The 26,073-nt window shown below is 35.0% G+C and carries 23 protein-coding genes; 4 read left to right on the top strand and 19 right to left on the bottom strand.

The window, feature by feature from the left end:
- Nucleotides 1-30: 30 nt before the first annotated feature.
- The 18 genes from ABH959_RS12355 to hflX form a co-directional block, all read right to left on the bottom strand.
- Nucleotides 31-846, bottom strand: a complete 816-nt coding sequence (locus ABH959_RS12355; protein ID WP_404492644.1) for an SP_1767 family glycosyltransferase — start codon at nucleotides 844-846, stop codon at nucleotides 31-33.
- An 86-nt stretch (nucleotides 847-932) separates the two neighbouring features.
- Nucleotides 933-1,901: a glycosyltransferase gene (locus ABH959_RS12350; protein ID WP_404492643.1), complete on the bottom strand. Its 969-nt coding sequence runs from the start codon at nucleotides 1,899-1,901 to the stop codon at nucleotides 933-935.
- 22 nt (nucleotides 1,902-1,923) lie between these two features.
- Nucleotides 1,924-3,102: a glycosyltransferase gene (locus ABH959_RS12345; protein WP_404492642.1), complete on the bottom strand. Its 1,179-nt coding sequence runs from the start codon at nucleotides 3,100-3,102 to the stop codon at nucleotides 1,924-1,926.
- Between the two features lie 138 nt (nucleotides 3,103-3,240).
- Complete coding sequence (locus ABH959_RS12340; RefSeq protein WP_404492641.1) at nucleotides 3,241-4,440, bottom strand: glycosyltransferase; 1,200 nt, start codon at nucleotides 4,438-4,440, stop codon at nucleotides 3,241-3,243.
- A 32-nt stretch (nucleotides 4,441-4,472) separates the two neighbouring features.
- The gene (locus tag ABH959_RS12335) at nucleotides 4,473-5,654 is read right to left on the bottom strand and encodes a glycosyltransferase (RefSeq protein WP_113936905.1); all 1,182 of its coding nucleotides are present in this window, start codon (nucleotides 5,652-5,654) and stop codon (nucleotides 4,473-4,475) included.
- Nucleotides 5,655-5,721: 67 nt separating this feature from the next.
- A complete protein-coding gene (locus ABH959_RS12330) occupies nucleotides 5,722-6,924 on the bottom strand; it encodes a glycosyltransferase (RefSeq protein ID WP_404492640.1) in 1,203 nt (400 codons plus the stop codon).
- 62 nt (nucleotides 6,925-6,986) lie between these two features.
- Nucleotides 6,987-8,135: a glycosyltransferase family 1 protein gene (locus ABH959_RS12325; RefSeq protein ID WP_113936903.1), complete on the bottom strand. Its 1,149-nt coding sequence runs from the start codon at nucleotides 8,133-8,135 to the stop codon at nucleotides 6,987-6,989.
- A 42-nt stretch (nucleotides 8,136-8,177) separates the two neighbouring features.
- Nucleotides 8,178-9,242 (bottom strand): EpsG family protein, encoded by a 1,065-nt coding sequence (locus ABH959_RS12320; protein WP_113936902.1) that lies wholly within the window; start codon nucleotides 9,240-9,242, stop codon nucleotides 8,178-8,180.
- A 35-nt stretch (nucleotides 9,243-9,277) separates the two neighbouring features.
- Nucleotides 9,278-10,171, bottom strand: coding sequence for a glycosyltransferase family 2 protein (locus ABH959_RS12315; protein ID WP_404492639.1), 894 nt, complete (start codon nucleotides 10,169-10,171; stop codon nucleotides 9,278-9,280).
- Between the two features lie 5 nt (nucleotides 10,172-10,176).
- On the bottom strand, nucleotides 10,177-11,286 hold the full coding sequence (locus tag ABH959_RS12310) for a glycosyltransferase family 1 protein (RefSeq protein ID WP_113936900.1): 1,110 nt from the start codon (nucleotides 11,284-11,286) through the stop codon (nucleotides 10,177-10,179).
- Nucleotides 11,271-12,428 carry a glycosyltransferase family 4 protein gene (locus ABH959_RS12305; RefSeq protein ID WP_404492638.1) on the bottom strand — a complete coding sequence of 386 codons (1,158 nt, stop codon included), beginning with the start codon at nucleotides 12,426-12,428 and terminating at the stop codon, nucleotides 11,271-11,273. Before ABH959_RS12305 ends, ABH959_RS12310 begins: the two co-directional genes overlap by 16 nt.
- Nucleotides 12,429-12,460: 32 nt before the next feature.
- Nucleotides 12,461-14,287 (bottom strand): polysaccharide biosynthesis protein, encoded by a 1,827-nt coding sequence (locus ABH959_RS12300; RefSeq protein WP_002165237.1) that lies wholly within the window; start codon nucleotides 14,285-14,287, stop codon nucleotides 12,461-12,463.
- 302 nt (nucleotides 14,288-14,589) lie between these two features.
- Nucleotides 14,590-15,252 carry a CpsD/CapB family tyrosine-protein kinase gene (locus ABH959_RS12295; protein ID WP_113936898.1) on the bottom strand — a complete coding sequence of 221 codons (663 nt, stop codon included), beginning with the start codon at nucleotides 15,250-15,252 and terminating at the stop codon, nucleotides 14,590-14,592.
- Nucleotides 15,201-15,941, bottom strand: a complete 741-nt coding sequence (locus ABH959_RS12290; RefSeq protein ID WP_002167787.1) for a YveK family protein — start codon at nucleotides 15,939-15,941, stop codon at nucleotides 15,201-15,203. Before ABH959_RS12290 ends, ABH959_RS12295 begins: the two co-directional genes overlap by 52 nt.
- Nucleotides 15,942-16,211: 270 nt before the next feature.
- A complete protein-coding gene (glnA, locus tag ABH959_RS12285; protein WP_002014472.1) occupies nucleotides 16,212-17,546 on the bottom strand; it encodes a type I glutamate--ammonia ligase in 1,335 nt (444 codons plus the stop codon).
- Between the two features lie 48 nt (nucleotides 17,547-17,594).
- On the bottom strand, nucleotides 17,595-17,984 hold the full coding sequence (gene glnR, locus ABH959_RS12280; RefSeq protein WP_002014475.1) for a transcriptional repressor GlnR: 390 nt from the start codon (nucleotides 17,982-17,984) through the stop codon (nucleotides 17,595-17,597).
- A 174-nt stretch (nucleotides 17,985-18,158) separates the two neighbouring features.
- Nucleotides 18,159-19,430: a methionine gamma-lyase family protein gene (locus ABH959_RS12275; protein ID WP_113936897.1), complete on the bottom strand. Its 1,272-nt coding sequence runs from the start codon at nucleotides 19,428-19,430 to the stop codon at nucleotides 18,159-18,161.
- Nucleotides 19,423-20,694, bottom strand: coding sequence for a GTPase HflX (gene hflX / locus ABH959_RS12270; protein ID WP_404492637.1), 1,272 nt, complete (start codon nucleotides 20,692-20,694; stop codon nucleotides 19,423-19,425). The genes ABH959_RS12275 and hflX overlap by 8 nt, the downstream gene beginning before the upstream one ends.
- A 92-nt stretch (nucleotides 20,695-20,786) precedes the next feature.
- On the opposite strand from hflX, the gene ABH959_RS12265 reads away from it, so the two are divergent.
- Together ABH959_RS12265 and ABH959_RS12260 are read left to right on the top strand one after the other, a co-directional pair.
- Nucleotides 20,787-21,410 (top strand): trimeric intracellular cation channel family protein, encoded by a 624-nt coding sequence (locus tag ABH959_RS12265; protein WP_002014478.1) that lies wholly within the window; start codon nucleotides 20,787-20,789, stop codon nucleotides 21,408-21,410.
- 99 nt (nucleotides 21,411-21,509) lie between these two features.
- A complete protein-coding gene (locus tag ABH959_RS12260) occupies nucleotides 21,510-21,647 on the top strand; it encodes a hypothetical protein (RefSeq protein ID WP_002087943.1) in 138 nt (45 codons plus the stop codon).
- 31 nt (nucleotides 21,648-21,678) lie between these two features.
- Here the strand turns inward: ABH959_RS12260 and spoVK are convergent, their stop codons facing one another.
- The gene (gene spoVK / locus ABH959_RS12255) at nucleotides 21,679-22,635 is read right to left on the bottom strand and encodes a stage V sporulation protein K (protein ID WP_002014481.1); all 957 of its coding nucleotides are present in this window, start codon (nucleotides 22,633-22,635) and stop codon (nucleotides 21,679-21,681) included.
- 113 nt (nucleotides 22,636-22,748) lie between these two features.
- Here spoVK and ABH959_RS12250 point away from each other — a divergent pair, with 113 nt between their 5' ends.
- Nucleotides 22,749-23,711 (top strand): tyrosine-type recombinase/integrase, encoded by a 963-nt coding sequence (locus ABH959_RS12250; protein ID WP_002128613.1) that lies wholly within the window; start codon nucleotides 22,749-22,751, stop codon nucleotides 23,709-23,711.
- A gap of 116 nt (nucleotides 23,712-23,827) precedes the next feature.
- Nucleotides 23,828-26,073: collagen-like repeat preface domain-containing protein (locus ABH959_RS12245; RefSeq protein WP_404492636.1), on the top strand; the 2,246-nt coding region annotated here is incomplete at its 3' end.

The raw sequence follows: 26,073 nt of genomic DNA, 5'->3' as shown, positions 1-26,073 counted from the left end.
TAAGTAGAAAGAATCCTCATAACAATAAAGTTATATTATCCTGGCAATAATTTCACTCTCATAATTCAAGTCACTAATTGCATTCACATTAGTTCCAGCATCTACTTCACCAACATACTTATTTTTTATAGGTTGTTTTTCTGTCGCTTTCTTCAAAAACCATTCATACTCTATATCAATATGACCAATATCTAACGTTTGATATCCAGCAGAAGATAAATCATACGCTAATACCGTAGCTGTTGGGCCTAGTGCAATTAATATTAATTTCGATTTTTGTTGACTCTTTGCTAGCTCTAAAATTTCCCTATACTTCGCAAAAGCATTTTTCGATGGGCATATTATTCTATCAATTGTTTTAACATTTTTAAAAAGATCGTTTCCTACCCCTAGTCTACTTTGAGCCCCTTCAATAATGATTATTTCTCTACCATTCCAAATATCTTTCATTTTATCAAAACGAATTCCAACCATACTTTTATCTTGATGATCTATATATAACCTTGTAACTAATGCATCGTAATATTCTTTATTCATACGTATACTCTTATAAATTCTGCTACGATTTAACTCTAAATATTTTTCCCAATACCCTCTTGATTTGTCCGTACACCAATTTAAATTTTCAAAAACATTTGGAATACAAACTAAATGGCCCATCTTATTACTCTTAATAACTTCATCCAGTCTATCCTTTAATTCTTTTGAATACGGCTGAAAAATTAAATTTTCTCCATTTATAAGAGCAAATTCACCATCACCAAATCTACTTACTGAACAATTATTACTTATAATATAGTCAAGTGTTTCATCAACACTTTTCACTATTGGAGGCTTCCTTTTCATAGTAATCACCCTATTATATTGAATAGTCACTTTATTCTTCGTTCCAATATATAAATAATATAATTTCAACAAAGACGTCTTCATACCTATCCCCTTTTTGCAAAATTATTAATTAAAATTTTATATAATAATGGATGTAGCTTGGTCGCCAATAATAAAAACTTTACACTTTTCCCATACTCTTTTAAACGCATTGTTTTATAAAAATAACGATTCAATATACCAATAACCTTATAATATTTACTCTTATGCTCATTAAGTCTTCCACTCAATGATATTAAATTTAATACTACCATCGAACAATTTCCTAGTTTTAATATAACTAAGTTATATAACTCCTTATAATATCGCTCCATAAATTTACACATTTCATCATAAATTAAGACTGAGTCAATTTTAATCTCTTTTACAGCCTGATCCATCATACTATTATCACGCTTTATATAATGATATTTAGGTTCTCCTATAAAACATACTTTGTTACACTTATGAATAACTTTATACGTAAATGCTGTATCTTCATATGACATACCTACTGGAAATTTAATACCCTCTAATAACTGTCTTTTGAAAAGTTTAGTCCAAACAACTTCATCATACAAATTCCCTTCTAGCATCGCTTTCATCGCACTATATCTATCATGAATAACAAACGGATGATTGCTTGAAATTACCGTTTTATCCTTGTAATGAATTTCACTACTACAAATAGCTATATCACAATCCTGTTCTAAACACATACCATATAACAATTCATACATATCCACTTCTATCCAATCATCACTATCAACAAATCCTATATAATCCCCCTGTGCTATTTCTAATCCAGCATTTCTTGCAGAAGATAACCCACCATTCTCCTTATGGATTACTTTAATTCGACTATCTTGAGTCGCATACCCTTCACAAATCTCACCACAACTATCAGGAGATCCATCATCAACAAGTATCAACTCAAACTCTTTGAACGTTTGCTTTAATATAGAATCAATACATTTATGAATATATTGCTCAACTTTATAAACGGGAACAATAATACTAATTTTAGGATTCATAATTGCATCCTTTCATTTACAATTAACTTAGAAAACGATTTACCTTTTCTAAGTTGTTAAATTCCTCTTTTAACAAATTAGTCGTTACCTCTTCACGCACTCTTGGTTGATCCAAAAGATATTTAATCTTGTAATATAGGCTTTCCTCATTACATTCAGCAACAAAACCATTATATCCATCTTTTATTTGCTCATATGCCCCTGTAAAATTAGTCGTTACGATAGGTTTTTTTAAACATTTCGCCTCAGCTAACGTGAGGCAATACCCTTCATGCCTAGAAGTTTGAACATATATATCTGATTGATTTACATATGGATACGGATTTATTGCTGATCCTAATAATAGAAAATCCTGTTTCAAATTATACTTACATATTAATGTCTCATAATACTCTCTATTCTCTCCTTCTCCGATACAGTACCATCGTACTTCGTATCCCTCCTTACGTAGCATTGATAAAACTTTAATTGCAAGGTCTTGACCTTTTTCTTTTGAAAGTCTACCTACTGTTACTATCTTCATACCTTTATATTCATTATCAAATTCTACTTTTTCTTTCGCCATTTCATTTATTAAATCTGGAAGTACAATATTTAAAAAGACACTTGTCTTACTTTTTACTTTAGGAAACTTCTCTATTAAATGTTTTTGTGCTTCTTTAGAAACTACATATATATTATCCAGCTGATTATATAATTTTTCATATAATTTTGTATTAACTTGATGTTGAAAAACATCAAAATGGATCCAAGAAATTTTCTTTTCTGAAGTCACTCTATTAACTATATAATAATCAATTATGTCAGTAGGACCTTGATATGCTATTGCAATATCATAATTATTCTTATTATGTGGAATATCTTTAAAAATCTCTTTATAGAAAATATATCTATCCTTTAAATTTTTTGATACCACATAAGTGAGTAAAAAATTTAAACCCTTTATATACTTTGCATTTTCAAAATACTCTTTAATCGTTTTCTTTGGTGGTTGCATAATTTTAGGCTTTATATTTTCAAACCAAGTAACTTCTTCTATCTTTACCCAACTTGGTAATTGTTTTAAAAATCCCCCTCGCTTCTCCAGCATCAATACTGTGACATCATACTTTTCTTTTGGTATTACAGATAACAAAGAAAGAAATGATTTTTCTACACCACCTATATTCATACTACTTACCATAAATAGCACTCTCTTCATAACTATCTCCTTCTACCACCTAAAAGTTTTATATCAAAATAAAAAAACACCCTCGAAGATGTTTTCACAAAAAACATAATTTATAATAGCGAACCGCCCATATTTCTGTAATGCGATAATAATACCTTCTAAAATAAGTTACCTATTAGAATTGGCTATTCTATATAACTTTTTTAACTCTTCTCTCGTATCTACCACTTCTTTTTCTATATTTTTTCTCAACCGTTCATCCAGCAATTTATCACTTAATATCTGTACAATAGAATCATACATTTGCTGCTCATCAAATTGAACTATTAATCCATTGTGGTTATGGATTATCTGTTCACTTGCTCCTGTAAAATCTGTACTAATAATTGGGTTATTAAAACATCTAGCTTCTGCAAGTGTTATGCAGTATCCCTCATATCGAGACGGTTGAACATATAAATCACATTGTTTCATAAATGGATAGGGATTCGAAACTGCTCCTAAAAATATATAATCACCCTGGACATCGTAATTTTCCACAAGCTTTTCATACATTCCTCTTTCCTTTCCATCTCCTATACAATACCATCTAACATTGAAGCCAGCTTCTTTAAGCTTAGCTAACACAGATATTGTCAAATCCTGCCCCTTTTCTATACTCAATCTACCAACAGTAAGGATTCTTACGCCCTCAAAATCATCCGTAAACCCAATTCCTTCATTTGCCATTTTACATATCATTTCAGGTGAAATAATATGTAAAAAAGTTTCTGTTTTATTTATCAATTCTGGAACAGTTTGAGTAAGTTTCATCTTTCCTAAATCTGAAACTACAAAAACATGTTGAAATTTTTTATATACTTTGTTAACAAAATGCTTATTAAAATATATCTTTTCAATATCGAAATGGATCCATTGAATCTTTCGTCTAGCCTCTACTTTATTTGCCACAAAGTAACTAATAAAATCCATTGGTCCAGCATAAGCGATAGCAATATCATAATTTTTATAAGTACCTTCATAATTCTGTAAATAATATTTAAAAATAACACTCCGTTCTTTCATAATCTTAGAGATTATGTACAACACTGCCAGTTGCAGCGCTTTTACAATTTTTCTTTGTTTTATAAAATCTGCTATAACTAATCGTGTTGGTTTATTCAATATATATTGCATTTCCTTGTAACCCTTTACGTACTCAATATGAACCTCCTTTGGAATAAAATTCAAAAAATCTCCTTTTTTCTCTAACATTAAAATTGTCACTTCATATTTTTCTTTTGGGATTTCTGCTACCATATTTAATAAGGCCTTCTCCGTACCACCTATATTCATATTTATAATCATAAAAAGTATTTTCTTTTTCATAGTTCCCCCATTCTTTCTATTTATAAAATCCTTTAATTGAAAGAAGCATATATCTTCTCAATTTCCTCTTCCGTTCCAACCTTTTCTTTCCTTAAATTTTCAAATAACCGTTTTTTTAGCAAATCGTTTTCTATAATTTCTTTCACTCCTTCATATATTGCTTCCGAATCCATCTTCACTATTAAACCATTCTCTCTATGTTTGATTTGATTATGAACTGTAACAAAATCGGTTACTACTATAGGTTTTTGAAATATTCTAGCCTCTGCTATTGCCAAGCCGAATCCTTCATACCTAGAGGGTTGTACATATATATCACTGTGTTTTATAAAGGGATAGGGATTCTTGTATGTACCTAATAATATGAAAGTATCGTGTAAATTATATTTACTTATCCTATCCTCGAGTTCACTTTGAAGATTTCCTTCGCCGATTACATACCACTTAAATCTATAGCCTTTTTGCTTTAATTTATAACAAGCTTCTATGGCCAATTCATATCCTTTTTCATAGACTAACCTACCAATCGTTAATATTCGTAATCCCTCAAACTGATCACTAAATCCTTTACTCTCATTTGCCATCGATTTAATTAACGTCGGCGATATAATATCATAGACAACCTGAATTTTCGACTCTATTTTGGGAATTTCTTGAATCAATACTTCCTTACAACAATCGGAAACAGCTACTATTTCATTAAATTCCTCATAATAGTTCAAGTCAAAATCTTTATTATATGCAGCTAACCTATAATCTGTATTCACCCAGGCAATTTTTTTACTTGCGTAAACCTTATTCGCCACAAAATATGTCGGCATTCCTTGACTATAAGCTATGGCAACATCATATGTCCCCTTTAAACTATCCATCCCTTTAGACACCCATCTCCAAACTACTTGAGCTGCATGTAATTTTTTATTTATGTATGGATTTCTAAGAGATATAGAAGCCCCAACTCTAAGAAATAACTCTTTAAAGTATTTATGTTTGATTAAATAATTATATTTCTCAGCCTGTCTTTTAATAATCGTCGGTACTTCTAAAACCTTTACCTGTTTTGGAAGTAATGGTAAATACAATCCACTGGCAGAGAACATTAACAAATCAACTTCATATTTCGTATAATCAAATAAAGAAAGTAAAGAAACCAAACTTTTTTCAGCTCCTCCACTTTGTAGCGAATCTATAACGAATACAATTTTTTTCTTCATCACTATCACTACCCTAAAGTGTTTTTATTGCGCTCAAAATATTAAAAATCATTTACTTATTCTCCCTTTACGAAAATAATGCGTATAATTTATTGATTTCATTACAATTTCCATATTCACCTTTAAGAGTATTTTCTACCAGTGCTTCCCTTAATTCTGTATCTTCAATAAGTTTCTTTATTCCATTAACTATCCCGTTTATTCCCATCTCAGTTATTAATCCATCAATTCCATCCTGTACCTGACTTTTAGCAGTTGAAAAATTAGTAATAAGTACTGGCTTTCCGATAATTTGTGCTTCACGAACTGTTACAGCTTTCCCCTCATACCTTGATGGCTGCACATATATATCACATGCTTTTATATATGGATAGGGATTTGTCTTTTTACCCAATAAAAAAAAATGTTTTCCCAGGTTAAGTTCCACTAATAACTTTCTAAGTTCAGCTTCTAGCGCTCCATACCCAACTACATACCATTCCATATCATATCCCTCATCTAATAACTTTCTTAAGGCATGCATAGCAACGTCTATTCCTTTTGCATATGATAACCGCCCTACAGTAACAAGCTTTATTTTTCCTGGTTTCATCTGTAGTTCTTTCATAATATCTTCCCTGTGTGCTTGCTCACGTACGAACTCCGGAGATAATATATTTTCTATAATTTCAACATCCTTATTTACATTTGGTAAAATACTAAGAAATGAATCTCGACATCCTTCTGAAACTGCTACGATGTTATCCATTTTGCTCCACATTTTATACTCCATGCTTGCATTAAGGTTTATATTTGAATAATCTGTATGAATCCAACCAATCTTTCGTTTCGCTCGAACTTTATCTCCAACAAAATAATGGGGCCATAAAAAACTAATTGCTACATCATACTCCTCTTCCAGTTTCGGTATAAATGGTAAAGTTATTCTCCATCCATACTGAATAACGAAATATCCCACCTCTGCACTTTTCACATATCTCCCATGCACATCTCCCAAAATTTTCCCTAAAGTCCTTGCCATCCCAATTGTAATTTGCCCTTCTTGCAATATTTGTTTAATTGATTTTCTAAAAGTAGTATATTGTTTTACTTCCTTTAACAAATTAGGCAGTTTAGGTAATAAAAAAAGAAACTCTCCCTCATGTTTAAATAACATTAAATCTACATCATATTTGCTATAGTCGATTGTATTCAATAAACCAATTAAACTTCTTTCTACTCCTCCAATTGCCATATCAAATGATGTAATGAGAATTTTTTTCTTTTTCATGTCTTACTCCCTCATCCGATTTATTTTACTAGTTTTATTCTTATGAAAGTAATTACATTTAACTATGATTCCCTATACTCTAATCCATACAATAATAACCACTCTGGAATATTACTCTTTATATCAAAACCGAGCTTCGAGATCGTATCAGCTATTATTTCTGTATTTAATTTTTCTTTTTCCAAAACCCTTTGAATTTCTGCAGACCATATTTTAAGATTTTCATCTAAGCTAACAAATGATATTATCCCTAATCCCATATCAACATTTTTAGTTATTGTATTTGCCACTACACACGGAACACCTGCACACTGTGCTTCTAATGCAACAATTCCAAATCCCTCAAAAAGTGACGGAAAAAGAAAAACATCAAACATCCTTATAATTCTTGGAATGTCTTTTCTTACTCCTAAAAATCTAACTTTTTCATAGATACCTAGTCTTTTAGATTCTAGCTCAATAGAGTTCTTTAACGGTCCATCTCCTACTAAAACAAGCATAAAATTAGGATCATATTTTAATACCTCATTGAAAACTTTCAATATAAATATATGATTTTTAGATTCAGAAAAACGCCCAATATGACCAATAACTTTCTGTTCAACTGGTATATTGAATTCATTCCTTACTGCATTATCATCCTGTATATTTGCATTAACAAATTGGTTAATATCTATTGCGTTTTTCATTATCTTTACCTTTGAATTATCAATGTTTTTTTGAAATAAAAAACGTGCAGATTCTACACTGCACGCACAATAATTTGTTCCCGCATAAGTAATAATTGTTCGTAAAAAACTCAATAAAACTTTCCCTTTTACCCCCGATCCCATCGGCCAATTATTACTATGTGAATGACAAATCCTTATTTTTATACCCGCTATTTTAGCAGCAACAGCAACAAATCCCCCTTGGTAATCAGTATGTGCATGTGCTGCCACATATTGATTACTAGACATTACCTTAACAAGCTCTTTAATGTACGAAAGAGGGCCTGCCTGTCCTAAGCTAGATATTCGATATATTTTCCCACCCAATGCAATTATTTCCTTATCATAATCACATTCTTCACTTTTATGGGAAACAAAATCAAATTGTACCTTTTCTCTATCTACATTCCTATATACATTCATTAGCAACGCCTCTGCACCACCTCGGTCCATCGCACTAACGATATGCAGCACCCTTTTAGGTCGTTCTAGTTTACACATTGAAAATTACTCCCATCTAAGAATGATTTTCAAATATACATTTTACCCCCAAAAATTACTCTTATAAACTATCCCTAAAGTAATAACATGTTCATATACAAAATAAATAAAGTAACATAATATTACTGCATAATAAATTAACTTTTGGTCCTTTTCAATAAATACCTTTATAACCCACGATATCAATATCAATTGGTATAATCCAAAATATATGGAGAATCTAGCAAAAATCCAATTTTGAGTTGAAATAATCATAAAAACTAGACCTAATAATGCCATATTTACGATATAATCACTCTTCGGAAAAAGCTCTCTTAGTTTATGCCTCCCAATAAAAGCAAGGATGAGCGGGGTTGCTTCCACAGCAACTCGAAGAATATTAGCTCCCCCTTCTTGAAAATCCTTATAATGTCCATATTGAGTATCTCCTATAGTCGCAAAGAAAGCTTCTGCAAATTGATTAAATCCTATCACAATAAGCACCGCAAGAAAGAGTAGTATAAATGTTATTGTCGACCAAGCTTTCCTTCGGACTACAAAATAAATAGGAATTAATACAAGAGCACTTTGATGAAAAGTAGATGCAAACAGGACTATTAAAAAATATTTTTTCCAATTCCCATCTAAAATATATTTTGTGGCGGTAAAAATAATTGCTGCTGTTAAATACTGCCTCACTCCATTCATTGAAACTAAGTACATACCCGATGCTATATATACATATAAACTTAACTCAATCATTCTTGAATATTTATATAAAACTGCTACTATTAATATATTTGTTATTAACGCTGTTATAAAAATTAGAACTTGGGGATCATCCGTATATACTTTTAATATCATTTGTAAAATACTAAATCCAACATCCTTACTATTTTGAATATACCCCCAATTGAAATCAGTAACTTTAAAAGCATGCATATAAAAATACGTATCACCAATATTATTTCTAAAACCAGATACTAATACAAGAGAGGTAGTCGCCATTAAAATCAATAATCGATTCGGCTTTAACATCACAATTCCCGTAGTTACAGGCATAGCAAAATACCTTGCAAAAAATGCGAGTATGAATACGCTAAAAAGATTCATCCAAAGTATAGTCATTATTATTCCCTCTCATTTAACTACCAAATAGATTTCTATATATTTGCTTTGACTCTTGTTTTTACTGTTATATAACTATAAAGAATAACTCCAAATGGCAGTGCGCAAAGTGTAAGCACTTTGTATGGTGACTCTTTTATAAATCTTATATTTTTTGCTATAAAGCTACTTGATACATAATGTACAGCTTGCCTATATTTAAATAACCTATTTGTAAATGGTAGCTTCATAAGTTCCTTACGATAAAAAGCAAAACCTTTTGGATTCTGACGATACTGCTTTAACATATTCATCGAAGAACCATCAGGCATATATTCAACATAGCAAAGAGCTTCATTCATCAGTAACATCTCATATTTCTGATCCAACATATAATATTTATATGCCAAACCTACATACTTCTCATTTTTAAAAATCGGATATGGATACTTCTTTGTTAGTTCTGTACGATATACTAATTTCTTATCTCCAGTTACACCATGTTTATTGTAGAGATTAAAAAGTGTAGAACGGTTAAGATGTAATGGTAACTTTGAACCAATTACCTTCTCATCTTTATATAAATCAAGAGCAATTATCCCACTTACCTGTTCATTTCCATTTTCATTCCAAAAATTAATGATTTTCTCTACGGCATCACTGGGCATTGAATCATCTGAATCAATACATACATTGAGTTCTGTATCAATCATTTCATAAGCCGTATTATGAGCACCATGCATCCCTTGATTTGGTTGCCAATAATACCGTATGTCTATGTAATCTTCAGAAACCCAAGAATGCACTAACTCTTTTGTATTATCATCAGATCCATCATCTATAATAAGCCATATAAAATCTTTACATGTTTGCTGCTTCAAGCTTTCATAACACCCCTGAAGACAATACGCTCTATTATATGTAGGGGTAAAAACCGTTAGTTTTTTCAAATTTCTCACCTCGATACTGCTACATAAAATTTTTGAGTGAATCCAGTAATATTTTTTATATCGTATCCTTTTTCAGCTAACGTAAATTGTGCAATGCTCCTCGATATCTTTCTATCCGCTATACTTTGTAATTTCCCTGTCCACTCTCTTACATCTAACAAAGAGCACTGTTCAACTAAATTCAAACCCAGATCTACATCTTGCGTAATAGTGTCTGATATAATACATGGTAAACCCGCCCCTTGCGCTTCAATAAGGGTAACGGGTAACCCTTCATAAATAGACGGAAAAATAAACATATCAAATGCCTGCAACAAGCGATTGATATCATCTCGTATCCCCAAGAATTTGACTCGACCTTTTATATTCAGCTTTTCTACTTTCTTCTCAATCTCTGATCGAAGAGGACCATCTCCCACTAACAAAAGAATAGATTTCGGTCGAGTTTCTATTAATCGGACAAAAATATCTATTAGAAAAGTATGATTTTTAGGATACGCAAATCTTCCGACATGCCCAATTACAAAAGCATCCTCATGAAGTTTCAGTTCTTTTCTTACTTGTTCTCTAATTTCTGAAGAAAATGCAAACTTATCACATTCAATTCCATTCTTTAAAATTTCAGTTGTACTTAACCTATCAGCAAACAACCATTTTGCCGCTGTAATTGAACATGCTAAAAAATGTGTTGCACATGGCACAATAAATGCTCCTGCATACCATTTATATATCTTCGCCATAGTTCCGCCTTCACTACTTGTACTATGGCTATGTGAAATCCTAACCGGTATTCCCGCCTTCTTAGCAGAACGAAGTACAAATCCGCTCATTTTATCCATGTGTGAATGTACAATTCTATATTCTTGATGAGAGGTGAAAAAATTATCCAGTGCTTTTATATATCCTCTATGACCAACGTTTGTGATATATGGAATTCTATGAATTTCTCCGCCCAACTTTACTACCTCATCATCAAACACTCCTTCTTTACATGTTAAAAAATCAAATTGAACTTTGGAACGATCTATATTGCGATATAAATTCATAATTAGCGTTTCGGCGCCGCCTCTATTCATATTTACGACTACATGTAATACTCTTAATGGAGTGCCCAATTTAAATCCTCCATTTCACCCATAAATGTTGTATAAATTTCTTTTTTCTCTTTTAACACTTCATTTACTGAATATTGATTTTTAATACTAGTACATCCATACTGCCCCATCTGAGCTAATACTTTAGGATTTATAGAAATACCCTTTATCCTGTCAGCCATTGCTTTTATATCATCACGATCTACAATCCAACCATTTTTATTATTAATAATCAATTCCCTATGTCCCCGGTTATCAGTAGCTACAACCGGAAGTCCACAAGCCATGGCTTCCATAATATTAACTGGCAAACCTTCCCTGTAACTAGATGCAACTGCAAGATCACACATCTGTAGTAAGGAAGCTATATCATTTCTGTAACCGAGAAAATGAACCATGTTAGTCACTCCTAGTTGAGTCGCTATTTTTTTACACTCTTCTATTAACGGACCTTCTCCAGCAAGCAAAAGCTTCGCATGTGGCATTTCATTTTTCAATTGTGCTAATACACGGATTAAAAAGCTTTGATTTTTATTCTTATTAAATTCAGCAGCATAAAACATTAAAAAATCTTGTGATTTATAGCCATATTGTAGCTTTAATTCTCGTTTCTCAATTTCAGTTACAAGAGTAAACCGTTGTACATCTATTCCTACACCGTGAACTAGCTTAATATCTTTCACTGGAAAGCGATGTTTAACTGCTAAATCATAATCTTCTTGGTTAATTGTTATTAGACAATCCGTATGAGAAGCTAGAATTCTTTCAATCGGATAATAAAGCAACCAATTCATATACGGTGATCCTTTACAAAAGTGAAATCCATGTGCTGTATATACGACTTTCGTTCCTTGCCGCCTGGCTTTCTGAGCAGCTAAACGAGCAATTACTCCTCCCATAGGCGTATGACAATGAATGATATGATATTTATTTTGATCAATAATTGATTTTAGTTTTTTATATGCGTGGAGGTTTTGTATACTAAGAGGTGACCTTTGAATAGGAATACTATATTTTCGAGTTACGTACGGAAGATGTATATTCCCATTCGCTGCAACATGTACTTCCCATCCTTGTTCTGAAAACCATTTCAAATACGGTAAATGAAAAGCCTTAAAATGATAATCTACAGTTGCACAAAACAGAACTTTTTTAGACACCATCCCACGCACCCGTCTTATATAAATTTTTTCTATTAACCCGATACAGGTATTAACAGTTTTAAAGTTTTACGCTGATTTACTAACTTTAACAATCGTTTTCTTAATTCTACTTCGTTTAAATCTGTATAACTTGAAATAAACTCTTCAATTTCTTCTATACGAACATTCATTTCTTGTCCTACGTAAATCCTCGGATGAATTTGCTTTTCATTCATTTCATCTTCTTTTAGTAATTCTTCAAAAAGTTTCTCCCCTGGGCGTATACCAGTAAATTCTATTCCTATTTCATCCACAGAATTTCCTGATAATCGAATAAGATTTTTGGCAAGGTCGACTATTTTCACTGGTTCTCCCATGTCCAATACAAAAATCTCTCCACCTTTAGCTAAAGCACCAGCTTGCACTACGAGTCTTGATGCTTCCGGGATTGTCATAAAATACCGAACCATATCAGGATGAGTAACTGTAACTGGTCCACCATTTTGAATTTGCTTCTTAAATAAAGGTATAACACTCCCTCTACTTCCTAAGACATTCCCAAAGCGTACAGTAACAAACTTTGTATGACTTATTTTATCTTTATGTTGAATTACCATCTCAGCTAATTTCTTTGTTGCTCCCATAACACTCGTCGGGTTCACAGCTTTATCAGAGGAAATCATAACAAACGTTCCTACTCCATGTGCTCTCGCTGCCTCTGATACATTCATAGTTCCAATCAAATTATTTTTAACAGCCTCTTCAGGATTATTCTCCATTAGTGGTACATGTTTATGTGCAGCTGCATGATATACAACATTTGGAAGATGTTTATTCATTATTAAATTCATCTTTTTTTCATCTTGTATATCTGCGATTTCAGGAATAAACGTGCCTTTCATATCTCCATATTTTCTGTTTAATTCCATTTCTATAGAATAAATACTGTTCTCCCCATGCCCTAGTAAAATCAACCTTTTCGGCCTGAATTTTGCAATTTGTCTACAAATTTCCGAACCAATTGAACCTCCTGCACCAGTAACTAAAATAACTTTGTTAGTTATATAATCTGAAATAACATCCACATCAAGCTCTACAAGATCGCGCCCTAATAAATCTTCTACTTGAACATCTCTGAATTCGTTCACCGATACTTTACCCGTTACTAAGTCTTCTAACATCGGAAGAATTTGAGTTTTCACTTCTGTTTTTAAACATCTTTTCAAAATAACATTTTGCTCTCTTTTGTTTAATGAAGGAATTGCCAAAATTATTATTTCAATATTCAGTTTTTTAACAACATACTCAATTTGATTCTTACCACCAATTACTGGAATACCCCAAATATCAAGGTTATGTTTTTTTACATTATCATCAATAAATGCGACTGGCATTAATTCGGCAGCACTATTCTTTAACAACTGCCTTGCAACCATTGTCCCAGCAGATCCCGCACCAACAATTAACGTTCTTTTTTTATCACCCTTTTTTACATAATAAATATCTCTGTACATTCTCCATATAAAACGTGAACCACCAATTAATAAAATATGAATCATCCAAGTTACAACTAACAGCCGAAAATACATTTTTTGCATGATTAGTTGCTGCACAACTGCTGTAGCAATTATAGAAAATGTAACAACTTTGCATATAATGAGTAATTCTCCTATACTTGCATATTCCCAAGCTTTATTATACAACTTATATATTAAAGCAAATAAATGATGACTGACTAATAGAGTGATAGAGCTAATAATTGATGATAAAGTGATAACACTAAAGCTAGCATTTACAAAGAAATAACTAAAGAAAATAGCACTTAACACAATCATTGAATCCATTAAAAGCAATAACGATATCCTCCGCCGATACGTCATGTAACTTCCTCCTTTAATCAATTCCATACTTAACTCTTTCAAATTTAAAGTTTCTAACTATATTCTCTTTATTAAAAGCACATAGTTAGAAACTTTAATAAAACATGGGCATCTAACCCGGCCTCACATTACACTCTTGATGACTCGCATCTAAGGTTGTTTTCACAACCCACAGCATAATCGAGTGCCTCCGTTGATAGCGGTAAGGAGACATCACCACATCGTAGCTCTTTAAAAAATTCTTTATAAAGAACACCTTAATATTAGGATATTAAATTTTTTTAAAAGTCCATTTATGTTATTTATACTTTTCCATTCAAAATCGCACCTAATATCCTACTTTTCGTAAAACTTAACGCCCTTTTCGTTTCAAGCGCATCTTCATTCACAGTACGATTATAACGTATCACCAATAATACACCTTCACACTTATCGGCCAATACACTTGTATCTGTTACTTCTAGTACAGGAGAAGAATCAAATAATATAATATCATATCGTTCCATTGCCTTTTGAACTAACATATCCATTGCACTCGAACTAAGTACTTCGGATGGATTGAATGGTACCGGTCCGCTAGTTAATACATCCAGACTTTCCATCTCTGTTTTTTTCACGGCGCCCTCTAAAGTTGTTTTTCCGTTCAATATATCAATTAATCCAATTGTATTTTCTACTCCAAACATTTCATGAATCGTTGGTGTTCGTAAATTTGCATCTATTACCAATACTTTTTCACCTTTTTGTGCTATTGAGACTGCTAAATTAACTGTAATCGTTGATTTTCCTTCACCATACCTCGGAGAAGTAATAACTATAGTTCTGCTTTTATGAATAGATGACGATAATTGAAGGTTTGTTCGAAGCGAACGATACTGCTCCGAAATTTTCGATCTTGGAGCGGTATGTACAATTATACTTTCTCCTTTAACTTTATTTGTTTTTCGTCTATTTTTGTAAGCCACTCCGTTCCCTCCCCCAATAATACCGTATTTTTTTTACTGAATTTGTCTTTCACATTTTTTCTATTCATTTTAGATATTCCGCCCAAAACAGGGACATCTAACAATTGTTCAATTCGCCGTTCCGATTTGATTCTCTCATCAAGTGAATCCAATAAAAAAATGAATCCAATACTGAGCACCATACCTATAGAGAATGCAATTAGTATCGTCTTAAGGTGATTTATATTTATAGGCATAGAATGTTTTTGAACTGGGTCTTCTGGTAATATACTCACATTATTAAAATTCAGTATATTCGCTACTTCTTTCTTATAAACAGCGGCTGTAGTATTTGCAATTTTATGAGCAAGCACAGGATCTATATCCACTACATTTATTCTCATAATCTGGGACCCTTGCACACTTTCTGTACTTATTTGTCCACTTAATGCACCTGCAGATCTGTTAATATTCAATTCAGCAGCCACTTTTTCTAATATTACAGGCTCATTTACCATCGCTTTCAATGTATTCATCGTTTCAGCATTAGCTTGAACAATAACTCTTGCTGAAGAGGCATATAATGGTGTTTTTACATATATAGTATACATCGCTCCTGCTACTGTTGTGAGAGTTGTAAATAATAGAATGATCCAAATCCTTTTCCGTATAATAGTAAATAGATTTTTCAAATTTATTTCCTTATCCATAACTTCCCTCCTCATTTAAAACCAATGAGCTTCAACTTGAAATTAGCATCGAAAACTTAAGAAAAAAACAATATTTTTATTCTTTTTAATATACAAACATTTCTAGTTAATGCCATTTTAGTTCTTTATACAGAACGAGTCAACACAAATTATTTTCAATAAATTACTTCCTGATGACACTAAAAAAAATGCGACAACATTCGTGTTTTTTTCACTGTAGATAAATGACGAAAAAGCCCTAATACCGTAGTATTAGGGCTTTTTTCTCTCTTAGTATAGAGACATATATTGATCGCGTTCCCATTGGTGAACTTGAGTTCTAAAGATATCCCACTCAATTTCTTTTGCTTCAATGAAGTGCTCAAGTAAATGATCACCTAATGCACCACATACGATTTCATTAGATTGTAAAGTAACTAACGCTTGCGCTAATGTTGCTGGTAAGTCAACGATACCTGCTTCTTCACGCTCTTCTTTTGTCATTACGTAGATGTTACGGTCTACTGCAGCTGGTGGAGTTAATTTATTTTTAATTCCATCAAGACCTGCTGCTAATAATGTAGCCATTACTAAATACGGGTTCGCAGCTGGGTCAACACTACGTACTTCTACGCGTGTACTAATACCACGAGATGCAGGGATACGCACTAATGGACTACGGTTTTGTGCAGACCATGCTACGTAACATGGAGCTTCATATCCAGGTACTAAACGCTTGTAAGAGTTTACAGTTGGGTTTGCTACCGCTGTAAATGCTGGCGCATGTTTTAAAATACCTGCGATGAAGTGACGAGCATCATCACTTAATTGTAAATCACCGTTTTGATCGAAGAATACGTTCTCACCATTTTTAAATAATGATAAGTTACAGTGCATACCTGAACCGTTCACACCGTATAATGGTTTCGGCATAAATGTTGCGTGTAAACCATGTTTACGAGCAATCGTTCTTACAACAAGCTTGAATGTTTGAATGTCATCACATGAGCGAATTGCATTTGCATATTTAAAGTCAATTTCATGTTGACCTGGCGCAACCTCATGGTGAGATGCTTCAATTTCAAAGCCCATTTCTTCAAGTTCAAGAACGATATCACGACGACAGTTTTCCCCTAGATCCATCGGCGCAAGGTCGAAGTATCCACCGTTATCGTTTAATTCTAATGTTGGATTTCCTTTTTCATCAACTTTAAATAGGAAGAATTCTGGCTCTGGTCCAAGATTGAAATCTGAGAATCCTAATGCTTCCATTTCTTTTAACACACGCTTTAAGTTGTTACGTGGGTCGCCATCAAATGGAGTACCATCAGCATTGTAAATATCACAGATTAAACGAGCTACTTTACCTTTTTCAGCTGTCCAAGGGAAAATTACCCAAGTATCTAAATCCGGATATAAATACATATCAGATTCTTCAATACGTACGAAACCTTCAATAGAAGATCCATCAAACATCATTTTGTTATCAAGAGCTTTTGTTAATTGGCTCACTGGAATTTCTACGTTTTTAATTACCCCTAAAAGGTCCGTAAATTGCAGACGGATATACTTTACATTCTCTTCTTTCGCCAAACGGAAAATATCTTCTTTTGTGTACCTAGCCATTATAAATTCCTCCTTAGTCCCTCTAAACACCTTCAGAATCAGTTATCTTTAGTGAAAAAACCTTGAAATGTCACCTTGTCGCAATGAGGTCCGATTAAATCTACCTGTATGTTGTAGTTCATCTCGAAGAATTTTGCGAAGCTCGGATTTTGAAATTTCTTTCGTTTCTTCTTTTACTTTCACTGCTTCTGTTTGATTTTCTTTCATTTGCAATACTTGTTTAATTCCGGCCATATTTAAGCCTTGATCTAACAAATCTTTAATTTCCAACAATTTATCTACATCGTTAAATGAAAATAATCTACGATTCCCTTTTGTACGGGTTGGAAAAATAAGATTATGCTCTTCATAGTAGCGAATTTGACGTGCAGATAATTGTGTTAAATCCATTACAATACCAATTGGAAACAGCGGAGCAGAACGTCTATCTTCTTTCATTGTTTCAGTTCCTCCTTCGCCTTAACTGTTTCTCATTTTATACCATGTTATGTTTAGTGTCAATAGATGTTAGTTTTTCTCACATGATTTTTTTGTAATTTTTTTCATTTTTTTTCTAATGGCACAAATCATTACTTTCACACGAAAAAAGCTGCCGAAATCGACAGCTTTCCTTTAAGAAATTGTTAATAGTTTTTTTTCAATTAACGCATCAATCGCAGAACAAATCGCAATCTTTACATGCGAATAAGTTAACCCACCTTGCACGTAAGCAACATAAGGCGGACGAATCGGACCATCAGCCGACAGCTCAATACTTGCACCTTGAATAAACGTCCCCGCAGCCATAATTACATCATCTTCATAACCCGGCATATAGTTTGCATATGGAGTGAAATGAGAATTAATTGGAGATGCATATTGAATCGCTTGACAGAACGCAATCATACGATCTTTATCATCAAATTGAACAGACTGAATTAAATCCGTTCTTGGTGCATTCCAAGCTGGTGATGTATTCATCCCTAACTTTTCTAAAAATGCAGCTGTAAAAATCGCACCTTTTAGCGCTTGTCCCGCTACATGCGGCGCTAAGAAGAAGCCTTGATACATTTCTTGCAAACTGTATAAAGATGCCCCTGCTTCCGCACCAATCCCTGGAGATGTTAGACGATATGCACACGCTTCAACATACTGCTCTTTACCAACAATGTAACCACCAGTTTTAACAATTCCACCGCCAGGATTCTTAATAAGAGAGCCTGCCATTAAGTCCGCACCAACATGACATGGCTCTTCTTCTTCAATAAATTCGCCATAGCAGTTATCTACAAATACAACAACATCAGGTTTAATCTCTTTCACAAACGCAATCATCTCTTTAATTTGTGAAACAGTAAACGACGGACGAGTAGCATATCCTTTTGAACGCTGAATACCAATCATCTTCGTATTACTATGGATCGCAGCTGCAACATATTCAAAGTCCACAAATCCCTCTTCAGTTAACGGAACTGCGTTATAACCAATATTATATTCTTTAAATGAGCCTACACCTTTTCCGCGTACACCAACGATTTCTTCTAACGTATCATATGGTTTTCCTGTTATGTATAGTAGTTCATCTCCTGGACGTAAAATACCGAATAGAGCTGTCGAAATTGCGTGAGTACCTGAAATAATTTGCGGACGAACAAGACCCGCTTCTGCCCCAAATACATCAGCATACACTTTTTCTAACGTGTCACGACCAATATCATCATACCCATAACCTGTCGTCGGAATAAAATGCGAATCGCTAATTTTATGTTTACGAAAACTTTCTAATACACGAAATTGGTTACTCTCAATCACTTCATCCACATGTTTATGTACTTCTGTAATTTGACTTTCTACTTCTTTTACGATTGGAGCAATTTTTTCTCCATTTTTCAAACGATCAAACATTATTTTCTCCTTCTTCCACTAAAAATCTCTTTAATTGCCCCTTAAGCGATGAATGAGCAAATATATACCCTGTACAATCATATACAAATTTATCTTCTAGAAAATCCATTTTAGTTAATAACGTTTCCGTCTTTAAAAGTGTTAACAACCTACCTTCACTCGGAGGAATTTCCACTTTATAATCATCCATTTCTTCCTTCATCTTCGTTTCTATCGCTTCTTTTATACGCAGTAAATCACTTTCTTCAAAAGCACTAGTCATTAAGAAATCACTTTTCGGAAATGGAATGAAGTTTTGATGCAATTTATCTTTTTTATTATATAACGTAATAATAGGAATATGATTAATTTCAAGGTCCGACAATAATTGTTTTACTGTCTGCTCATGCCCTACATAATTAGGATCTGCTGAATCAACAACATGTAAAATAACATCCGCTTCCCCAGCTTCTTCTAACGTAGATCGAAAAGCAGCAATTAGTGACGTAGGTAAATCTTGTATAAAACCAACCGTATCAGTCAAAAGCACTGTATAACCAGAAGGTAACGGCATCTTTCTTGTCGTCGGATCTAGCGTTGCAAACAATAAGTTTTCTTCAAACGTATCAGCTTCCGTTAATCTATTAAACAACGTAGATTTCCCTGCATTTGTATACCCAATTAACGCAACTTGAAACACTTTATTATCTTTTCTTCTCTCACGATATCTTTTTCGATGCTCCACAACAACCGCAAGTTGTCTCTTTATTTCATCAATACGAGATCGAATATGACGACGATCTGTCTCAAGCTTCGTCTCTCCTGGTCCCCTTGTACCAATTCCACCACCAAGACGTGATAAAGCAAGACCTTGTCCCATAAGGCGCGGCATTGTATATTGCAATTGAGCTAATTCTACTTGAAGCTTACCCTCTCTCGATTTCGCACGTTGCGCAAAAATATCTAGTATTAACTGCGTTCGGTCAATCACTCTCGCATCTAATACTGAAGATAAATTCCGAATTTGACTTGGTGTTAACTCATTATTAAAAATAATAACAGCTGGTTCTAATTCTTCCGTCAACGCTGCAAGCTCTTCTAGTTTACCTTTTCCTATATAAGTCGCCGGATGAAACTTCGGGCGCTTTTGCGTCGTTGATACTAACACTTCCGCTCGCGCAGTTTTCGCTAGCGATGCAAGCTCTTTCATGGAATGCATAAATTTTTCATCATCATCTTGTGGCAATTGACAGCCAACTAATATGATTTTTTCTTTTTCTTCCATCAAATATGTTCACTCATCCTTTTCGAAATTTAAACCTTCTAATATAATAGCAGAGGAAGCACATTTCATCTAGTTAGCGGGGGAGAAAATTCATGGCATGGGAGATTTTTAGCATCATAGGCACAATCGCTTTCGCACTAAGCGGAGCCATTGTTGCAATGGAAGAGGATTATGATATTTTCGGGGTATATATTTTAGGAATGGCAACCGCATTTGGGGGAGGTGCCCTTCGTAATTTATTAATCGGTTATCCAATCGTCGCGTTTTGGCAACAAGACATGTTATTCCAAATCGCACTATTATCAATGACGATCATTTTTCTTTTTCCTAATAAATTAATTAAGCATTGGAAAAAGTGGGAAAACATCACAGATGCCATCGGCTTATCAGCGTTCGCCGTACAAGGAGCTCTATACGCCCAAAAATTAAATTTACCAATTAGTGCTACAATTGTAGCTGCTGTTTTAACTGGCATTGGCGGCGGTATTATTCGTGATCTTTTAGCACGTAGAAAACCTCTCGTCCTTCGAGCTGATGTATATGCGTTTTGGACGATTTTAGCCGGTTTTTTGATTGGCGCTAAAGTCATCGTTAGCGATTGGGCTCTATACACCTTATTCATTTTAATTGTTTGCTTCCGCATGGTTTCTATTCATTACAAATGGCATTTACCGCATAGACGCATCGATACAAAGGAGCGCTCAATGCATAAATAGCAATCTAACCTCTTTACATATCGTAAAGAGGTTTTTCTTTTCTAACGAGTTTTTCTTTACATAATGTTTATACTAATTTTTAAAGCGAGGTGAATGCAAATGACAAACCATGTTAATAAAGGAGCTCAAAAAAGCTCAGTAAACCAATTTGGACATGATCCAAATTCAGCGCACGAAAAGAGCGCTAAAATGGAACGTCTTCATAAAACTCACCAAGAAAAAGCAAAAAAAGAGTAAACGAACTTATGCATAAAAACAGACGCACAGTTTACGTACTGTGCGTCTCCTCTTCAAGCATTAAATCCATACTTGATATCCCAATTAAATCATATTTATCATACGTATCCTCTTGTAACAATCGCATAGCTTGTGTACGAATCGATTTTTCAACAATATTCCGTACGTATCGCCCATTACTAAACGATGTAATTTGCGACGAATACTTTACCGCATGTAAATGATCTCGAAATTTCCACTCCGCTTCTTTAGATAACTGATATTCGCGCTCCTCATACATTCTCTTTCCAATTTCCAACAGCTGATTTACCGAGTAATCCGCAAATTCAATAATAAACGGAAAACGAGATTGTAACCCTGGATTTAATGAAAGAAAATGATTCATCTCTCTTGAATATCCAGCTAAAATTAATACAAAACCGTGTTGCTTATCTTCCATATGCTTCACAAGTGTATCAATAGCTTCCTTCCCAAAATCCTTCTCTCCCCCCCGCGCTAAAGAATACGCCTCATCAATAAACAAAATACCTCCCATGGCCTTTTTTATTAAATCTCTCGTCTTTTGCGCTGTATGACCGATATACTCCCCCACAAGATCAGCACGTTCTGCTTCAACTAAATGCCCCTTCGATAAAATATTCATCTCAAACAACAATTTCCCTATCATTCTAGCAACGGTTGTCTTCCCAGTACCGGGATTCCCCCTAAATAACATGTGAAGCACTTGCTTCTCAGATTTCAACCCCATCTCTTGTCTTTTTTTATTTACATAAATCCAAGCATAAATTTCTTTTATTATCTTTTTTATTTCATCCATCCCAACAAGCTTTCCCATCTCTTCTTCAATTCTCTGCAACATCTCATGTTTAGTAGTGGTTTCACTTGAAATTACCGTTTTATTTTCTGATGCCGGTAACGAAATTTTCTTTCGATGGTTTAATACAATATTAATTTGATTGTTATTTTTCTTACGCATCGATTGTTCCATACAATCACCTCATTTTATCCACTCACCAAATATTATTATTCCAGTCCCTCTTGCAAATGCCTATTTTCAGAAAAGTTTGCTATAATATAAGAAATAATCAAGGTGGTGGGACTATGGAAACAACGGAATTCCATGATACAATACAAGCCTTTTCTATTTTTTTATTGAATAAAGGCCGAAAGTCTTCAACCATTAAACGTTATGTTTATGACATTGAAGATTTTGGACATTGGTTAGAAAAAAACAAAAAGCTCCCTTCCAGTAATATATGGGCAACACTTTGTACAAAAGACTATGAAGATTACTTTTCAGACTTAAAAAAGAATCGACACTACTCTGAGAAAACAATGCATCGTGTATTTATTGTATTAAATAGAATGCATCATTTTCTTAACATTCCAAATCCATTGAATGATATGGAAATTACTATTCAACCAAACCGTGCATTGCGTAATGAAGATTTCATTTCATCCGATGAAGAAAAAAGATTAAAGCATATAGTCACTTCATTAGAAGGACTTTCAGAAAAACAACGTCCCGTTCGTCCATTATTAATGGATCGTAATATCGCCATTTTAAGTATATTAATCGACTACGGACTATCCTTACAAGAGCTTACAGCATTAACTATGCATCACGTTCATTTTGAAACTAATACACTTTCTATTCCAGCAACCGCAGGAGTAGAAAGAACAATCACATTAGCAATCGAAGACAAAAAACAACTGTACACATATTATAAAAGTATTCCAGAACCAGTTCGTCCTAAATACCATAGTAATGACCCGTTGTTTGTTGCATTCGATTTTAACCGCGGAACATACAGATGGGTATACGAAAACGATGCACCAAAAGCACTAACAGAAATCGCTATCCAAAAAATGATCCGACTTGAAGTAGCAAGAGCCAATTTACGTAAAGGCATTTCTGGACAACATTTCCGGAACACGTTTATTTTACGCCTAATAAAAAAACAAACCCCAGAGCCAGAAATCATAAAATTAGTTGGCTTCAAATCAAAAATTTCACTAAAGCGATATTATCAATATGCTGAAAATAAAAAAAACGCCCTATAATAAGGCGTTTTTTTTATTTTTTCTCGAAAGAATCCATTTCACTATGACCATTTAACTACTCTCTGCATCTACTATGATGAGTTTCGTTCACATTCTTATTAGAAAGGAGAGATTTAATGTCTCGCTTTAACGACAATCAAAATAAATACTCCAATCCATGCTTTCCAACTAGCGCTGGACGAATTCCAACTACCCCAACGATTCCAATTACTAAAGCGCAAATTAGAACATTCCGTGCAATCATTAACGATTTAATAAAAATAATCCCTAAACTTTTCGCCAATCCATCTCCCAAAAACATTGAGAATCTAATAGATACATTGCACCTACTAAGCAAATTCATCTGTTCACTAGACACTACTTCCGCTCTGAAAGCACAAGGATTAGCCATCATTAAAAACTTAATAACTATATTAAAAAATCCAACCTTCGTAGCAAGTGCTGTATTTGTTGAACTTCAAATTTTAATTAATTATTTACTTTACATTACAAAGTTATTCCGAATTGATCCTTGTACACTCCAAGAACTCCTTAAATTAATTGCAGAGTTACAAACTACTCTAGTTAATTCAGCTTCGTTCGGCAGAGGACCTACTGGACCTACCGGACCTAGAGGTAACACAGGTGCTACTGGTGCGACCGGACCTAGAGGTAACACGGGCGCTACTGGTGCGACCGGACCTAGAGGTAACACGGGCGCTACTGGTGCGACCGGACCTAGAGGTAACACAGGTGCTACTGGTGCTACCGGACCTAGAGGTAACACGGGCGTGACTGGTGCTACCGGACCTAGGGGTAACACGGGCGTGACTGGTGCTACTGGACCTCAAGGTATTCAAGGTAACACAGGTGCTACCGGTGCTACTGGTTCCACTGGACCTCAAGGCGTTCAAGGTAACACAGGTGCCACTGGTTCCACTGGACCTCAAGGTGCTACCGGTGCTACTGGTTCCACTGGACCTCAAGGTATTCAAGGTAACACGGGTGCTACCGGACCTCAAGGTGCGCAAGGTAATACGGGTGCTACTGGTTCCACTGGACCTCAAGGCGCTCAAGGTAACACAGGTGCGACTGGTTCCACTGGACCTCAAGGTGCGCAAGGTAATACAGGTGCCACTGGACCTCAAGGTATTCAAGGTAACACGGGTGCTACTGGACCTCAAGGCGCTCAAGGTAACACAGGTGCTACTGGTTCCACTGGACCTCAAGGTATTCAAGGTAATACAGGTGCCACTGGCCCTCAAGGTATTCAAGGTAACACGGGTGCTACCGGACCTCAAGGTGCGCAAGGTAACACGGGTGCTACTGGACCTCAAGGTGCTACCGGTGCTACTGGTTCCACTGGACCTCAAGGCGTTCAAGGTAACACAGGTGCTACCGGTGCTACTGGTTCCACTGGACCTCAAGGTATTCAAGGTAACACAGGTGCGACTGGTTCCACTGGACCTCAAGGTGCGCAAGGTAACACGGGTTCCACTGGACCTCAAGGTATTCAAGGTAACACGGGTGCTACCGGACCTCAAGGTGCTCAAGGTAATACGGGTGCTACTGGTTCCACTGGACCTCAAGGCGCTCAAGGTAACACAGGTGCTACTGGTTCCACTGGACCTCAAGGCGTTCAAGGTAACACAGGTGCTACTGGTTCCACTGGACCTCAAGGTGCGCAAGGTAACACGGGTTCCACTGGCCCTCAAGGTATTCAAGGTAACACGGGTGCTACCGGACCTCAAGGTGCTCAAGGTAATACGGGTGCTACTGGTTCCACTGGACCTCAAGGTATTCAAGGTAATACAGGTGCCACTGGACCTCAAGGTATTCAAGGTAACACAGGTGCGACTGGTTCCACTGGACCTCAAGGTGCGCAAGGTAACACGGGTTCCACTGGACCTCAAGGTATTCAAGGTAACACGGGTGCTACCGGACCTCAAGGTGCTCAAGGTAATACGGGTGCTACTGGTTCCACTGGACCTCAAGGCGCTCAAGGTAACACGGGTGCTACCGGACCTCAAGGTGCGCAAGGTAACACGGGTGCTACCGGACCTCAAGGTGCGCAAGGTAACACGGGTGCTACTGGACCTCAAGGCGCTCAAGGTAACACAGGTGCTACTGGTTCCACTGGACCTCAAGGTGCGCAAGGTAACACGGGTTCCACTGGACCTCAAGGTATTCAAGGTAACACGGGTGCTACCGGACCTCAAGGTGCTCAAGGTAATACGGGTGCTACTGGTTCCACTGGACCTCAAGGCGCTCAAGGTAACACGGGTGCTACTGGACCTCAAGGTATTCAAGGTAATACAGGTGCCACTGGACCTCAAGGTATTCAAGGTAACACAGGTGCTACTGGTTCCACTGGACCTCAAGG

This window comes from Bacillus sp. RC51 (assembly GCF_044908115.1).
Lineage (GTDB): Bacteria > Bacillota > Bacilli > Bacillales > Bacillaceae_G > Bacillus_A > Bacillus_A mycoides.
The sequence above is the reverse complement of the archived record's forward strand: the minus strand, read 5'-3'. Positions and strand labels throughout refer to the sequence as shown.

Bases quoted from the DNA above. Each gene is read 5' to 3' on its own strand.
- ABH959_RS12355 (WP_404492644.1), bottom strand. From the start codon at position 846: ATGAAAAGGAAGCCTCCAATAGTGAAAAGTGTTGATGAAACACTTGAC.
- ABH959_RS12350 (WP_404492643.1), bottom strand. From the start codon at position 1,901: ATGAATCCTAAAATTAGTATTATTGTTCCCGTTTATAAAGTTGAGCAA.
- ABH959_RS12345 (WP_404492642.1), bottom strand. From the start codon at position 3,102: ATGAAGAGAGTGCTATTTATGGTAAGTAGTATGAATATAGGTGGTGTA.
- ABH959_RS12340 (WP_404492641.1), bottom strand. From the start codon at position 4,440: ATGAAAAAGAAAATACTTTTTATGATTATAAATATGAATATAGGTGGT.
- ABH959_RS12335 (WP_113936905.1), bottom strand. From the start codon at position 5,654: ATGAAGAAAAAAATTGTATTCGTTATAGATTCGCTACAAAGTGGAGGA.
- ABH959_RS12330 (WP_404492640.1), bottom strand. From the start codon at position 6,924: ATGAAAAAGAAAAAAATTCTCATTACATCATTTGATATGGCAATTGGA.
- ABH959_RS12325 (WP_113936903.1), bottom strand. From the start codon at position 8,135: ATGTGTAAACTAGAACGACCTAAAAGGGTGCTGCATATCGTTAGTGCG.
- ABH959_RS12320 (WP_113936902.1), bottom strand. From the start codon at position 9,242: ATGACTATACTTTGGATGAATCTTTTTAGCGTATTCATACTCGCATTT.
- ABH959_RS12305 (WP_404492638.1), bottom strand. From the start codon at position 12,428: ATGGTGTCTAAAAAAGTTCTGTTTTGTGCAACTGTAGATTATCATTTT.
- ABH959_RS12300 (WP_002165237.1), bottom strand. From the start codon at position 14,287: ATGACGTATCGGCGGAGGATATCGTTATTGCTTTTAATGGATTCAATG.
- ABH959_RS12290 (WP_002167787.1), bottom strand. From the start codon at position 15,941: ATGGATAAGGAAATAAATTTGAAAAATCTATTTACTATTATACGGAAA.
- glnA (WP_002014472.1), bottom strand. From the start codon at position 17,546: ATGGCTAGGTACACAAAAGAAGATATTTTCCGTTTGGCGAAAGAAGAG.
- glnR (WP_002014475.1), bottom strand. From the start codon at position 17,984: ATGAAAGAAGATAGACGTTCTGCTCCGCTGTTTCCAATTGGTATTGTA.
- ABH959_RS12275 (WP_113936897.1), bottom strand. From the start codon at position 19,430: ATGTTTGATCGTTTGAAAAATGGAGAAAAAATTGCTCCAATCGTAAAA.
- hflX (WP_404492637.1), bottom strand. From the start codon at position 20,694: ATGGAAGAAAAAGAAAAAATCATATTAGTTGGCTGTCAATTGCCACAA.
- ABH959_RS12265 (WP_002014478.1), top strand. From the start codon at position 20,787: ATGGCATGGGAGATTTTTAGCATCATAGGCACAATCGCTTTCGCACTA.
- ABH959_RS12260 (WP_002087943.1), top strand. From the start codon at position 21,510: ATGACAAACCATGTTAATAAAGGAGCTCAAAAAAGCTCAGTAAACCAA.
- spoVK (WP_002014481.1), bottom strand. From the start codon at position 22,635: ATGGAACAATCGATGCGTAAGAAAAATAACAATCAAATTAATATTGTA.
- ABH959_RS12250 (WP_002128613.1), top strand. From the start codon at position 22,749: ATGGAAACAACGGAATTCCATGATACAATACAAGCCTTTTCTATTTTT.